This is a genomic window from Thiogranum sp., assembly GCF_058323355.1.
The window spans coordinates 1-13,121 of record NZ_JBTTIO010000100.1 but is presented as its reverse complement, the minus strand read 5'-3'; the positions used below and the strand labels follow the sequence as shown (position 1 = coordinate 13,121).

Below are 13,121 nucleotides of genomic sequence, written 5' to 3'. Positions count from 1 at the left end.
AATGGCGCGCCCGGAAGGATTCGAACCTCCGACCGCCTGGTTCGTAGCCAGGTACTCTATCCAGCTGAGCTACGGGCGCGTGGTGAAGCGCGGGATTATCCATAAGCGCGCGCTGAAATTCAAGGACAATCGCTCGTTTGCTCATAAAAAAAGACCCCGCGGGGGGTCTTTCCTGTTTGGCGGAGAGGGAGGGATTCGAACCCTCGATGGGCTTTTAACCCATACTCCCTTAGCAGGGGAGCGCCTTCAGCCGCTCGGCCACCTCTCCGGTCTGATTTTCGTTTTCAACACGATTTCAGAGGCGGCTAGGATACCGGCGTCGATCGTCGAGGTAAAGTTAAAACTCGTTGTTATCGATGGCCTCCTTGGGGGCAGCATCGGCGTCCTGTTCGCGCTTGATACGTTCGTAAATCTCTTCACGATGCACCGCAACTTCCTTCGGCGCATTCACGCCGATACGGACCTGGTTACCCTTAACACCCAACACGGTAACAGTCACTTCGTCACCGATCATGAGGGTTTCACCGACCCGTCGTGTAAGTATCAACATTTCCTAGTGTCTCCTTGACCTGCTTTTTTTCACCGGCCCCAACAATATAGCCGGTACATATTCATAAGGTAACCAACGTACAGTCTAGTGTCGGCCACCCCCATTAAAACTAAAACCCTACTTCAGTTTTTTGTTTTTATTGGATATTTTTATTTTTTACTCAAACGGTTATCCGGAGACTCAGTTTACTGCTTCCTGCTCAAGCTCAAACGCCTCGTGCAGGGCGCGAACGCCCAGTTCAAGGTACTTCTCGTCAACCACCACCGAAACCTTGATCTCGGAGGTCGAAATCATCCTTATATTAATCCCCTCTTTCGCCAATGTCTCAAACATCGTTGAAGCAATGCCTGCGTGCGAGCGCATGCCCACACCGACCAGTGAGATTTTGACGATTTTATCGTCACCCGATACTTCGTTCGCACCCAGCTCTTTTGCCGTGGTCTGCAGAATCTCCATGGCGCGCGTGTAGTCGTTGCGGTGAATGGTGAAGGTGAAATCGGTTGTCCTGCCGTCCGGCGCCATGTTCTGGACGATCATGTCGACCTCGATATTGGCATCGGCAATCGGCCCCACGATCAGGTGTGCAATACCTGGCTGATCCGGCACACCGAGTACGGTGAGCTTGGCCTCGTCGCGATTGAATGCGATACCGGAGATCAGTGCCTGTTCCATTCCTTCTTCCTCGTAGGTGATCAGCGTCCCGTTGCCTGACTCAAAGCTGGACAGCACCCGCAGAGGGACATTGTACTTGCCCGCGAACTCAACAGCACGGATTTGCAGTACCTTTGAGCCAAGGCTGGCCATTTCCAGCATTTCCTCGAAAGTTATACGATCCAGCCGTCGCGCCTCGGGTTCAACCCGCGGATCTGTGGTGTATACCCCGTCGACATCGGTAAATATCTGGCATTCATCAGCTTTCAGCGCCGCAGCGAGTGCCACAGCGGTGGTGTCTGAACCACCACGGCCCAGTGTGGTGATGTTTCCATCCTCATCGACACCCTGGAACCCGGCCACCACCACCACCCGCCCGGCAGTGAGGTCGGCACCGACCCGTTCGGCATCGATGTCCTGGATACGCGCCTTGTTGTGCGCGTTATCGGTCAGAATGTGTACCTGCCCACCGGTATAGGAACGCGCCGGGCAGCCGCGCTTTTCCAGTGCCATCGACAACAGGGCAATGGTTACCTGCTCGCCGGTGGAGAGCAATACGTCCAGTTCGCGGGGCACCGGACGATCGGTGATCCGGTCGGCCAGTTCCAGCAGGCGGTTGGTTTCACCGCTCATAGCAGAGACCACCACCACCAGCTGATGTCCCTGGTCGCGATAGGCGATGATTTTCTCCGCCACGGACTCGATCCGCTCGGGCGTGCCGACGGAAGTACCCCCGTATTTTTGAACGATTAACGCCATTTCAGCCTGTCAATTAAATGGTCTGCGCGAAAACGGCGCATTAAACTACAAATCGGGATAGGTTAAAACTGTTTATTTGGAGAGTTCAGTCAGGCGCCGAGCTGTTCGGCAACCCACGGCACCACGGACTCGAGTGCTGCATCGAGATGCTCCGGCTGGTTGCCACCCGCCTGCGCCATATCCGGCCTGCCGCCGCCGCGGCCACCGACCTGGCTCGCGACCTGGTTGACCAGATCACCGGCCTTGATGCGCTTACTCTCGGCCCTGGTGACACCTGCCGCCAATGCCACCTTGTCACCCTCGACGGAAGCCAGCACAACCGCAGCCGCACCGAGCTTGTTTTTAAGTTGGTCAACTGTCTCACGAAGCGTTTTTGCATCCGCGCCATCGAGCCGTGCGGCGAGCACCTTGATGCCGTCGATCTCTTTCGCCTGCGCGGCAAGGTCGCCGCCCTGGGCACTGGCCAGTCTGGCTTTCAGCGCTTCCAGCTCCTTTTCCAGTTTGCGACTGCGCTCGATCATCTGGCTGACGCGCGCCGTGACATCTTCGCGGTTGCCCTTGACCAGCTCGGAGATTTTGCCGAGGTTCTTTTCGGTTTCACCAATATAACGCAGGGCTTCTTCACCGGTAACCGCTTCGATACGGCGTACACCGGACGCAATACCGGTTTCGGAGAGAATCTTGAACAGGCCGATATCACCGGCGCGGCGCGCATGGGTGCCGCCGCACAGTTCGACGGAGAAATCGCCGATGGACAACACCCGCACTTCATCACCGTATTTTTCACCGAACAGCGCCATGGCACCGGCTTCCATCGCCTGGTCGACCGGCATGATACGGGTTTTGATTTGTGCATTGGCGCGGATCTGTTCGTTGACCAGCGTTTCGATCTGCTCCAGTTCTTCCGGCGTCACCGGCTGGAAGTGCGAGAAGTCGAAACGCAGCCGTTCCGGGTCGACCAGTGAGCCTTTCTGCTGCACGTGATCGCCCAGTACCTTGCGCAGTGCGGCATGCATTAAATGCGTGGCGGAATGGTTCAGGCGCGTGGCATCGCGACGCTGCTGATCGACCAGTGCATCGACCCTGTCACCGGGGTGAAGCTCGCCCTGGGTCATCATGCCAAGGTGGGCAATGACATCCTTACCCTGCTTCTGCGTATCCATCACACGGAACACACCAGCGTCGAAGCGGATCACGCCACGGTCACCGACCTGACCGCCGGACTCGGCATAGAACGGGGTATGGTCGAGCACCACGATACCTTCCTCGCCCGCCTTCAGCACATCGACCTTCTCACCATCGTGGTACAGGCCGGTCACCTGCGCCTGGTCATTGAGACTGTCGTAGCCGGTAAATTCGGTACTGCCATCGATCTCGATGCCGCCGGTATCGACCACGGAAAAATGACTGGCCGCACGCGCGCGATCACGCTGCGCTTCCATTTCGGTTTCAAAGCCGGCCATGTCCAGCGACAGGCCGCGTTCGCGCGCAATGTCGGCGGTCAGGTCAACCGGGAAGCCATAGGTATCGTAAAGTTTAAACACGGTGCTACCGGGAATGACCTTGCCATCCAGCCCGGCAATCGCCTCTTCGAGAATCTTCATGCCGTTGTCGAGCGTTTCCGCAAAGCGCGCTTCTTCCTGCGCCAGCACCTTCTCGACCTGCGCCTGCGCCTTTACCAGTTCCGGGTAGGCATCACCCATCTCTTTTGCCAGTGGCGCAACCAGTTTGTGGAAGAACGCTTCGCGCTGGCCCAGCTGGTGGCCGTGGCGGATGGCGCGACGAATGATACGCCGCAACACATAACCGCGACCTTCGTTAGAGGGGATCACACCATCGACAATGAGGAACGAGCAGGCACGGATGTGATCGGCGATGACGCGCAGGGATTTGCTTTCCAGGTCCTTGCAGCCAATGAGATCCGCCGCGGCCTTGATGAGGTTCTGGAACAGGTCGATTTCATAATTACTGTGCACGCCCTGCAGAATCGCCGCCAGCCGCTCCAGCCCCATGCCGGTATCCACTGAAGGTTTCGGCAACGGGTTCAGGGTACCGCTGGCGTTGCGGTCGTACTGCATGAATACCAGGTTCCAGATCTCGATGTAACGGTCGCCGTCTTCCTCGGGCGTGCCGGGCGGCCCGCCGGGCACCTCGGGACCGTGGTCGTAAAAGATTTCCGTACACGGGCCACAGGGGCCGGTATCGCCCATCGACCAGAAATTGTCTTTGGCGCCGATACGCGAAAAGCGTTGCGGATCGACACCGATTTCCTTCAGCCAGATGTCCGCGGCGTCATCGTCTTCCTCGAACACCGTGATCCACAGGCGTTCCGGCGGCAGCTTGATGACCTCAGTGAGGAACTCCCAGGCATACTGGATCGCTTCGCGCTTGAAGTAGTCGCCAAAGCTGAAATTGCCGAGCATTTCAAAGAAGGTGTGATGACGTGCGGTATAGCCGACATTTTCCAGATCGTTGTGTTTGCCGCCGGCGCGCACACAGCGCTGCGAACTGGCTGCCCGCACATAACGGCGCGTCTCCAGCCCCTGGAACACGTCCTTGAACTGCACCATGCCGGCATTGGTGAACAGCAGGGTAGGATCGTTGCCGGGCACCAGCGAGCTGGACGGCACGATTTCGTGGTCCTTGTCGCGGAAGAAATCCAGGAACTGTTTGCGTATATCGGTAGTGCTGGTCATGGCGCGGAAAGGTACAGGATATTGTCGCCAATTGCATCCAGTTGGCAAGTTAGCTGCTGTAATGTATGGGAAATCCGGGACTCACAATCAGCGCCGGCGAGACTCGAGGGCGGCGCTGGCCTGCTCGCCGCTGAATCCCCGCTGCTGGAGGAAGCGCATCTGCCGGGCGCGCTCCCTGAAGTCCTGCGGTGGCACGGCACCAAAGCGGCGGTCGCGTTGCTGGCAGGCCGCATCGAACCAGTCGGCCGCCAGCTCGCGGAAGGCATCCTCGACCAGCGTCTCATCCACCCCCCGCTCACGCAGTTCGGCGCGGATTTTCAGCGGCCCGGTGCCCCGCTCGTAGCGGTTGCGGACAAACACCTCGGCAAAGCGCGCATCGCTCAAATAGCCGTCATCGATCAGCTGCGCCACCACCTCGTCGATGACGGCCGCCGCATAGTCACGGCGCTCCAGCTTGAAGCGCAACTCGCGCTCACTGTGCTCGCGCCGCACCAGCAACCCCAGCCCACAGGCGTAGGCCTGCTGGCGGGCTTCCGCGAAACCGCCCTCCGCGCCCGGCTCAGTGTTTGAGTTCTGCGGCTTCGACCTCAGCATCGGCTTCCGTCTCTTCAGCCACGGGGGGTTCCAGCAGCATGGCACGCAGCTTGCGGTCGATTTCCTCGGCCATCTCCGGGTGTTCCTTCATGTACATGCGCACATTGTCCTTGCCCTGGCCGATGCGGTCACCGTTGTAGCTGTACCAGGCGCCGGCCTTGTCGATCAGGTCGTTCTTGACGCCGAGATCAATCAGCTCGCCTTCACGCGAAATCCCCTCGCCGTAGCGAATCTCGAACTCGGCCTGGCGGAAGGGCGGTGCCATCTTGTTCTTCACCACTTTCACGCGGGTTTCGTTACCGACAATCTCGTCGCCCTTCTTGATGGCGCCGATGCGGCGGATATCCAGTCGCACCGAGGCGTAGAACTTGAGCGCGTTACCACCGGTGGTGGTTTCCGGGCTACCGAACATGACGCCGATCTTCATACGGATCTGGTTGATGAAGATCACCAGTGTATTGGAACGCTTGATGTTGCCCGCCAGCTTGCGCAGCGCCTGCGACATCAGTCGCGCGTGCAGGCCCATGTGCGAATCGCCCATGTCGCCCTCGATTTCGGCCTTCGGCGTCAGCGCCGCCACCGAGTCGACCACCACGATATCCACCGCCCCGGAGCGCACCAGCATATCGGTGATTTCCAGCGCCTGTTCACCGGTGTCCGGCTGCGAGACCAGCAGGTCGTCGATCTGCACGCCCAGCTTTTCCGCGTAGCCCGGATCCAGCGCGTGCTCGGCATCGACAAAGGCCGCTGTGCCACCGGCCTTCTGGCATTCGGCAATCGCCTGCAGGGTCAGGGTGGTCTTGCCGGAAGACTCCGGGCCGTAGATTTCCACCACGCGACCGCGTGGCAGGCCGCCGATACCCAGCGCCACGTCCAGTGCCAGCGAGCCGGTGGACACCACGTCCACGTCGCGTACCGCGCCCACATCGCCCATGCGCATGACTGAACCCTTGCCAAACTGCTTTTCAATCTGACCGAGTGCTGCGCTGAGTGCCTTGCGTTTGTTTTCGTCCATCGTCTTCTCCCGACAGTTTCATCTTCAAGAACACGGACCCCGGGGCGGGCTTTCCGCGGCAACCGGGCGTCTCCCGGTTGAATGACAGGCAGTATGCCGCATACCACTGTAAAAATAAACAGTAGTTTTTCCGGGCCGTGTCAGCCTTTTCTGACAGGCTGCCGGGCGATCCGGTTACAGCGCCCGGCGTTCAAGCACAACGTAACGCACACCGTCGGGAGTCGGCACCGATTCGACCAGCACAAAATCCTTTACCGCCCACTGGATCGCCGCCGGCGTGGCGCCCGTAAGCGGGTTTTTCGCCTTGCGAGAGAGCGTGATGTGCGGAACAAAGGGCCGTGTTTCAGCTTCGATACCACACCTTTCCAGCGCACAGTCCAGGGCGCTGACAAGTTCAGCCAGCGCGGCCGGTGGCGCCGAACTGCCGAGCCACTGAATACGTTTGCGTTCAAATCCCCCGTAGCGGTCCAGCAGCAGCGTGAAGGGTTCGCCATGCACCTGCCCGGCAGCATCGCGGAAACACTGCAACGCCGCCTCATCCTGCATACCGAGGAAACGCAGCGTCAGGTGCAGGTTGGTTTCCGGCACCGGGCGTCTGCATACCGCGCGCGCCAGCGCCGCCAGCTGCGCGCGCACCGCATCGTCCGGCCACAGCGCAAAAAACAGTCGCCGTTTCGGTTCAGCCGTTTCCGCCATCCAGTTGCTCCAGCAGTCCCTGCAGTGCTGCCGCCACAGCCTGGCGGCGCACCGTCTCCCGGTCACCGGGGAAGTGGTAACAGTCGGCCCGGCGCCAGCCACCCGGCCCGGCCCAGGCCATCCATACCGTACCGACCGGCTTGTCCGCCGTGCCACCGCCCGGCCCTGCAATTCCACTGATGGCCAGCGACCAGTGGGCGGCACTGTGGGCCAGCGCACCCTCCGCCATTTCCCGGACGGTCGCTTCGCTGACCGCGCCGTGCGCCTCCAGCGTTGCTGCGGAAACACCGAGCATCTCCTGCTTTGCCAGGTTGCTGTAGGTCACAAAACCGCGCTCGAACCAGCTGGAGCAGCCGGGCTGATCGGTACACACCTTGGCCACCCAGCCACCGGTGCAGGATTCCGCACAGGCGAGGGATTCACCGCGCGCATGCAACTGCCCGGCCAGTGCCGATACCCGTGCCGCGATTCCGCCCGGCATGACGACCTAGCCTCCGGTATTGATGGTGCAGATCGCACCACCCACAGCAAACCGCGACTCACCCGCCAGTGGCTCGACGCGCACCACCTCGATGGTAGCGTCCAGTACCGACATCAGCACCGTGGTTGCCTCAATATGCAGGTTCAGCCGGTCGCCCGGCTGCAGGGCTTCATCAGTAACAAACAGCACCCCGTTGCCACTGAGATTACGACCCTCGGCTACAAACTGCCGCCCTGTATCCAGCGTTTCCAGCGCCATGTCGCAGGCGACCGGCACCCGGATGAAATCCCGTTTCTCGTCGTATGGACGATGATTCAGACTCATACCCCGCTCCTCTCTTGTTATGCTCACATCAGTATCAAACGCGGGACAGATGTGCAAGCTATGGCAGGCGCTCCAATTGGGCTAGACTCACGCCCCATGTCAGCCGCCCCCGAGACCCGCAAGCACACGCCGATGATGCAGCAGTACCTGGGCATCAAGGCCGAACACCCGGATATCCTGGTGCTGTACCGGATGGGTGACTTCTACGAACTGTTCTACGACGACGCCCGGCGCGCCGCGGAACTGCTGGGTATCACCCTCACCGCGCGCGGCCAGTCGGCCGGCGAGCCGATCCCCATGGCCGGCGTACCGGTGCATTCCATTGAACAATACCTCGCCAAACTGGTGCGGCTCGGCGAATCGGTGGCCATCTGCGAACAGATCGGCGACCCGGCCACCAGCAAGGGACCGGTGGAGCGCAAGGTGGTGCGCATCGTCACCCCCGGCACCCTCACCGAAGAAGCCCTGCTGGACGATCGCCGCGACAACCTGCTGGTGGCACTGCACCGTGACGAAGAAGGCTTTTACGGGCTGGCATCGCTGGACCTGTCTGCGGCGCGTTTCATCGTGCAGGAATTCAACGGCGAGGACGCCCTGCTGGGGGAAATCGCGCGGCTGCAACCGGCCGAACTGCTGGTCTCCGAAGACCTCACCCTGCCACCGGTGCCGGCGAAGCACGCCGGCCTGCGCCGCCTGCCACCGTGGCATTTCGATACCGAGAGCGCAGCCCGCCAGCTCAACCAGCAGTTCGGCACCCACGACCTCAGTGGTTTTGGTTGCCAGCACATGCCGGTCGCGGTGGGTGCCGCCGGCGCCCTGTTGCAGTATGTAAAAGACACCCAGCGTGCCGCCCTGCCCCATTTGCGCGGCATGCGTACTGAGCTGCACGAAGACAGCGTCATCCTGGACGCCGCCACGCGCCGCAACCTGGAACTCGACCAGGCCCAGTCCGGCGAGAAAAAGCACAGCCTGATCGCAGTGCTGGACAAGAGCGTGACCGCCATGGGCGGGCGCATGCTGCGGCGCTGGCTGCACCGGCCGCTGCGCGACCACAACACGCTGACCAGCCGTCACCAGTGCATCGAGTCCCTGTTGCAGGCGCACCTGTTCGAGTCGCTGCGCGAGGCCCTGCGCGGCAGCTGCGACCTGGAACGCATCCTGTCACGCATCGCCCTCAAGTCCGCGCGCCCGCGCGACCTCAGTGCCCTGCGCGATACCCTGGCGCGGCTGCCGGAACTCCAGCAACTGCTGCGCAGCGACAGCGACCCGTTACTGGGCAAGCTCTCCATGCAGATTGGCGAACACCCGAGAACCCTTAAATTATTGCGCAAGGCCATCCCCGACATTCCGCCCGCGCAGGTGCGCGACGGCGGCGTGATCGCCAGCGGCTACGATGAGGAACTCGATGAACTTCGCCGCCTGTCCGAACAAAGCGACCAGATCCTGCTGGACATGGAAAGCCGCGAACGCGAACGTTCCGGCATCAGCGCCCTGAAGATCCGCTACAACCGCGTACACGGCTATTACATTGAAGTCAGCAAACTGCAGGCCGACAAGGTGCCGGACAACTACCAGCGCCGCCAGACCCTGAAGGGCGTGGAACGCTACATCACACCGGAACTGAAAGAACACGAAGACAAGGTGCTGAGCGCACGCAGCAAGTCACTGGAACGTGAGAAACTGCTCTACGAACAACTGCTCGACCAGCTAATGGAACGCCTGAAACCGTTAACCACCTGCGCCGAAGGCCTGGCCACACTGGACGTACTAACCACCCTCGCCGACCGAGCCGATCGCCTGAACTGGTCGCGCCCGGTATTACGCAATGAACCCGGCATCACCATTCGCGGTGGCCGCCACCCGGTGATCGAACAGTGCAGCGACGACCCCTTCGTGCCCAATGACGTGCAGCTCGACAACAACCAGCGCATGCTGGTTATCACCGGCCCCAACATGGGCGGTAAATCCACCTACATGCGCCAGACCGCGCTTATTGTGTTAATGGCCTGCATGGGCAGTTTCGTACCGGCCGATGCCGCCGACATTGGCCCGGTGGATCGTATCTTTACGCGCATCGGTGCCTCCGATGACCTGGTCAGTGGACGTTCGACCTTCATGGTGGAAATGACAGAGACCGCCAACATCCTCAACAACGCTACCGACCGCAGCCTGGTGCTGATGGACGAAATCGGCCGCGGCACCAGCACCTATGATGGCCTGTCACTGGCGTGGGCGGTAGCACACGAACTGGCCGGCATCGGCGCCTGGACACTGTTTGCCACCCACTACTTTGAATTGACCGGCCTGCCCGGGGAATCTGCCGGCATTGCCAATGTCCACCTCGATGCAGTGGAACACGGTGACAGGATTGTATTTTTACACACCGTCAAGGAAGGCCCGGCGAGCCAGAGTTATGGATTGCAGGTCGCCGCACTGGCCGGCGTACCGGAAAAGGTATTGACCGAAGCGCGCAAGCAGCTCCAGGCGCTTGAGAGCGGCGCCCGTCACCACGCTGCCAGTGGGGAAAACACGCCACAAATCGACCTGTTCACCGGCGACGAGGAACACCCGCTGGTCGATGCCTTCCACGGTATAGAACCGGACAACCTGTCGCCCCGCCAGGCACTTGAGCTGTTATACAAACTCAAGGAACTCGCAGACTGAATAAACCGGCGGCCTGACTCAAGGCCTCCCCGTTTAATCCTCGAGCGATCAATATCGTCACTCCACTTGCTCTGGAAAAATGCAATAACCGCGTCTTTCTCCTGCCCGGACAACCTGTCCCTGAAAGCAGGCATTTTTCCACCCAGCGGGATGCCGCCGTTATCGATAGTTCGCTTTAACACCGAAACAGGATGATGCCAGGTGTGAGCCGTGCCGTTTAAGGGCGGCGGTGGATAGGACCCGTCTGCCAAAGGCTTCTTCCAGTTGAACGTACCCTGGGCATCGCTCCCGTGGCAGCTGGAACAATGCTGTTCATACACCACCTTGCCGGCTTCAACCTGGGACGGCGTGTACCACCGACCCTCCACCTTTTGTTCTTTCTGCGCTTCCTGCTCATTACTGCAGCCAGAAAGAAACCAGACAAGCGTTGCCAGCAATGCGGGACCAACCGTTGATGTTCTCATAATGATTTCCTGTTATTGCGGGTAATACTGCTTCAGTTTGCAGGACATTTGCCAGAAATGCATAGGCTGTTGCATCAAACCTTGCGGGTTCACTACCGCTTCCTGATTTGCCTCACTGTCGGTGTGCTGTAAGAAATACCAGAATGTTGTCGACCACCTTTACGAAAAGGGTTGGTGTTTATTTGTTCAACTTCGCACAAGCCATTATTTTATAACGTATTTATATTATCCAGCACAAAAATTGCATCGAAACTGGATAACCCGTGCTCGAGATGCCCCGGTTTAAGGGCCAGTGCGCGGAAATCAATAAAATGGAAATGCTGGAGGAGAAATTCATGAGCAAAATCGACACCCACTGGAAGGGGTTTAGTGCAGCGGGCGCGCTGGTTTTATCGATGCTCGGCAGCCCGGCATGGGGCGGGACGATAAATTGCACCGATACAACATGCACCTGGGACATCCTCCTTAATGGCAGTAGCGTAATGAGCGGATCGTACAGCGCCGATGCCGACGGGAATATCAGCCTTGTCAATCCGGTGAGATTCAATGATGGAAACGGAACCACGGTGAGTCTTGATACGATGTCCGGCAATATAGACCCAATCCTGGGCTTCGGATTAAGTGCTTCAACAACAACAACGGGTTCAACATTTGGTTTCACATTTAATCTTCCCATAGCACTGCAAGGGCCTGTTAATGCCAACTCAAGTGTTTCCTATACGTTGACATCGACTACCCCGGCAGGTGCGCAGATTGCACCCGTAGTGGGCAGCAATATTGTTTCAGCCTTTGAAGTGGATACCAGCGTTGGTGGCCTGCCTGCGTTAAACAAGGGTGTTGATGTCGGTAGTACGTTCTTCCTCAACAGCGGCCCACTAACCCAGAATTCCCCGGTTTTCACTGCCAGTAACGCTTTTACCGGTGATCTGGCCTATGACCTGATGACAGTAAAGGTTGATTTTTCTTTGAGTGCTAACAGCAATGTCGGGCTTTCCGGCTTTGTACAACAGGTTCCTGTACCCATCCCTGCTGCCGTTTGGCTGTTCGGCTCCGGCCTGCTGGGACTAGTCGGTATTGCCAGACGTAAAGCAGCGTAACCTGGTAATCACCCCGAAAAGCAGCCTCAGCTAAAAAAAGAGGTGATTACCCATAAACGGCGCGCGTCAGCGCGTCCTGTGGAAGCCCTAACGAATAAGATTAGATTGTGGTTCGTCCCTCACACAATCTAACCTTATTCGTTATGTATATTATTCTTTTCGACCAAAATAGAACCCCGTTACAGCCCCAGTAAGAGTTCCAAGAAAAGCCAAAACCTCCGAAAAATGTTCCTTTGTACCAAAAATAATAATCATTATTGCTGTAGCCATTATATATATGGCCAGCAGTGGTCCGGGCCACTTGTGCATGTGCCAGCACCACCGCAATGTGCGCATTTTTCGAGGTGTATTTGTTTTTCCTGTGCCATAGCGACTATTTATGCATAACGATTGAATTGAGAGGCGCGCGCTGTTTGCGCGTCCGGCCCGCGTCTTTTGCGGGCGTACTCGAATGATTTATATGCCGCTTTAATCAAGTGTTGAGCGCTTGAGAATTTCGGACACCCACTGATTGATACTTTTACCTGCGGCTGTTGCTCGCGCTGCAATTTCACTGTGTAGCCTGGGTGGAATTCTAAGATTAAATTTACCCGAATACTCCTTCGTTGGGGAGATTCCCTTCTCCCTGCATACCTCCAGGTACACTTTTAACGAATTCCTGAATTCCTTGCGAAGGCTTGCCGGGCTTTTACCATAAAAATCCGCACTCCCATTTAGCCCGAGGATTTCTCCCCGGAATTGATCAAGCTCAGGATCATACTCAATCTTTGCTTTGTAACCATCGACTTCCATGATATTCATGGTTTCACCTCATATAACTCTAACCACTTACGAATACTGGCTATCGCTCCTTTATCAGTATTCGGTGAAGGGTGCGGCCTGTGAAATACTCGGACTTCGCTGAATAGTACTATGGCTACTCTGGAGCCTGCTCTTTCGGATACGTCCGCACCCAACGCTTTGAACAGAGACTCAATATCCGTCCATGGTATATTGCCGCTAGTGGGTCGTTTGTAAATTTGATCTAGCGTTTTCTGATGCTTGCGCTTCATTTGATGATGGTACCATATATTGGTACCATGTCAAGCCTGCCTGAGGCATATAACGATTAAAATAAGAGGCGTTTAAAA

General features: G+C 58.2%; 12 protein-coding genes, 2 tRNA genes and 1 pseudogene. 2 read left to right on the top strand and 13 right to left on the bottom strand.

All coding sequences use genetic code 11. The features are described from left to right. Positions 1 to 2: 2 nt before the first annotated feature. From ACW81B_RS12855 to ACW81B_RS12810, 10 genes are all read right to left on the bottom strand, one after another. Positions 3 to 79: transfer RNA gene (locus ACW81B_RS12855), tRNA-Arg, on the bottom strand. A gap of 98 nt (positions 80 to 177) precedes the next feature. Further along, positions 178 to 268, bottom strand: a tRNA-Ser gene (locus tag ACW81B_RS12850). A gap of 69 nt (positions 269 to 337) precedes the next feature. Continuing rightward, positions 338 to 550 (bottom strand): carbon storage regulator CsrA, encoded by a 213-nt coding sequence (gene csrA, locus ACW81B_RS12845; RefSeq protein ID WP_491580620.1) that lies wholly within the window; start codon positions 548 to 550, stop codon positions 338 to 340. A gap of 180 nt (positions 551 to 730) precedes the next feature. After that, positions 731 to 1,960: an aspartate kinase gene (locus ACW81B_RS12840; protein WP_491580619.1), complete on the bottom strand. Its 1,230-nt coding sequence runs from the start codon at positions 1,958 to 1,960 to the stop codon at positions 731 to 733. Positions 1,961 to 2,049: 89 nt separating this feature from the next. Continuing rightward, a complete protein-coding gene (alaS, locus tag ACW81B_RS12835; protein WP_491580618.1) occupies positions 2,050 to 4,656 on the bottom strand; it encodes an alanine--tRNA ligase in 2,607 nt (868 codons plus the stop codon). 87 nt (positions 4,657 to 4,743) lie between these two features. Next, the gene (locus ACW81B_RS12830; RefSeq protein ID WP_491580617.1) at positions 4,744 to 5,250 is read right to left on the bottom strand and encodes a regulatory protein RecX; all 507 of its coding nucleotides are present in this window, start codon (positions 5,248 to 5,250) and stop codon (positions 4,744 to 4,746) included. Beyond that, on the bottom strand, positions 5,216 to 6,265 hold the full coding sequence (recA, locus tag ACW81B_RS12825; protein ID WP_491580616.1) for a recombinase RecA: 1,050 nt from the start codon (positions 6,263 to 6,265) through the stop codon (positions 5,216 to 5,218). The genes ACW81B_RS12830 and recA overlap by 35 nt, the downstream gene beginning before the upstream one ends. A gap of 174 nt (positions 6,266 to 6,439) precedes the next feature. After that, positions 6,440 to 6,961 carry an RNA 2',3'-cyclic phosphodiesterase gene (gene thpR, locus ACW81B_RS12820; RefSeq protein ID WP_491580615.1) on the bottom strand — a complete coding sequence of 174 codons (522 nt, stop codon included), beginning with the start codon at positions 6,959 to 6,961 and terminating at the stop codon, positions 6,440 to 6,442. After that, positions 6,945 to 7,442 carry a CinA family protein gene (locus tag ACW81B_RS12815; RefSeq protein ID WP_491580614.1) on the bottom strand — a complete coding sequence of 166 codons (498 nt, stop codon included), beginning with the start codon at positions 7,440 to 7,442 and terminating at the stop codon, positions 6,945 to 6,947. Before ACW81B_RS12815 ends, thpR begins: the two co-directional genes overlap by 17 nt. A 6-nt stretch (positions 7,443 to 7,448) precedes the next feature. Beyond that, a complete protein-coding gene (locus tag ACW81B_RS12810; protein WP_491580613.1) occupies positions 7,449 to 7,766 on the bottom strand; it encodes a PilZ domain-containing protein in 318 nt (105 codons plus the stop codon). Positions 7,767 to 7,862: 96 nt separating this feature from the next. Between ACW81B_RS12810 and mutS the strand changes: the two genes are divergently transcribed. Continuing rightward, the gene (mutS, locus tag ACW81B_RS12805; RefSeq protein WP_491580612.1) at positions 7,863 to 10,430 is read left to right on the top strand and encodes a DNA mismatch repair protein MutS; all 2,568 of its coding nucleotides are present in this window, start codon (positions 7,863 to 7,865) and stop codon (positions 10,428 to 10,430) included. 80 nt (positions 10,431 to 10,510) lie between these two features. Here the strand turns inward: mutS and ACW81B_RS12800 are convergent. After that, positions 10,511 to 10,894, bottom strand: a pseudogene (locus ACW81B_RS12800) (c-type cytochrome); the annotation flags it as partial. Positions 10,895 to 11,205: 311 nt separating this feature from the next. On the opposite strand from ACW81B_RS12800, the gene ACW81B_RS12795 reads away from it, so the two are divergent. Continuing rightward, positions 11,206 to 11,991, top strand: coding sequence for a VPLPA-CTERM sorting domain-containing protein (locus ACW81B_RS12795; protein WP_491580611.1), 786 nt, complete (start codon positions 11,206 to 11,208; stop codon positions 11,989 to 11,991). A gap of 468 nt (positions 11,992 to 12,459) precedes the next feature. On the opposite strand, the gene ACW81B_RS12790 is transcribed toward ACW81B_RS12795, so the two are convergent. After that, positions 12,460 to 12,792, bottom strand: a complete 333-nt coding sequence (locus ACW81B_RS12790; protein ID WP_491580610.1) for a type II toxin-antitoxin system HicB family antitoxin — start codon at positions 12,790 to 12,792, stop codon at positions 12,460 to 12,462. Then, positions 12,789 to 13,043, bottom strand: coding sequence for a type II toxin-antitoxin system HicA family toxin (locus ACW81B_RS12785; RefSeq protein WP_491580609.1), 255 nt, complete (start codon positions 13,041 to 13,043; stop codon positions 12,789 to 12,791). Before ACW81B_RS12785 ends, ACW81B_RS12790 begins: the two co-directional genes overlap by 4 nt. Positions 13,044 to 13,121: the final 78 nt, after the last annotated feature.

What these genes read in the sequence shown, in the direction of transcription:
- ACW81B_RS12785 (WP_491580609.1), bottom strand. Translation starts at nt 13,043, where the DNA reads ATGAAGCGCAAGCATCAGAAAACGCTAGATCAAATTTACAAACGACCC.
- csrA (WP_491580620.1), bottom strand. Translation starts at nt 550, where the DNA reads ATGTTGATACTTACACGACGGGTCGGTGAAACCCTCATGATCGGTGAC.
- ACW81B_RS12815 (WP_491580614.1), bottom strand. Translation starts at nt 7,442, where the DNA reads ATGCCGGGCGGAATCGCGGCACGGGTATCGGCACTGGCCGGGCAGTTG.
- mutS (WP_491580612.1), top strand. Translation starts at nt 7,863, where the DNA reads ATGTCAGCCGCCCCCGAGACCCGCAAGCACACGCCGATGATGCAGCAG.
- ACW81B_RS12810 (WP_491580613.1), bottom strand. Translation starts at nt 7,766, where the DNA reads ATGAGTCTGAATCATCGTCCATACGACGAGAAACGGGATTTCATCCGG.
- ACW81B_RS12795 (WP_491580611.1), top strand. Translation starts at nt 11,206, where the DNA reads ATGGAAATGCTGGAGGAGAAATTCATGAGCAAAATCGACACCCACTGG.
- ACW81B_RS12790 (WP_491580610.1), bottom strand. Translation starts at nt 12,792, where the DNA reads ATGAATATCATGGAAGTCGATGGTTACAAAGCAAAGATTGAGTATGAT.
- alaS (WP_491580618.1), bottom strand. Translation starts at nt 4,656, where the DNA reads ATGACCAGCACTACCGATATACGCAAACAGTTCCTGGATTTCTTCCGC.
- thpR (WP_491580615.1), bottom strand. Translation starts at nt 6,961, where the DNA reads ATGGCGGAAACGGCTGAACCGAAACGGCGACTGTTTTTTGCGCTGTGG.
- ACW81B_RS12830 (WP_491580617.1), bottom strand. Translation starts at nt 5,250, where the DNA reads ATGCTGAGGTCGAAGCCGCAGAACTCAAACACTGAGCCGGGCGCGGAG.
- recA (WP_491580616.1), bottom strand. Translation starts at nt 6,265, where the DNA reads ATGGACGAAAACAAACGCAAGGCACTCAGCGCAGCACTCGGTCAGATT.
- ACW81B_RS12840 (WP_491580619.1), bottom strand. Translation starts at nt 1,960, where the DNA reads ATGGCGTTAATCGTTCAAAAATACGGGGGTACTTCCGTCGGCACGCCC.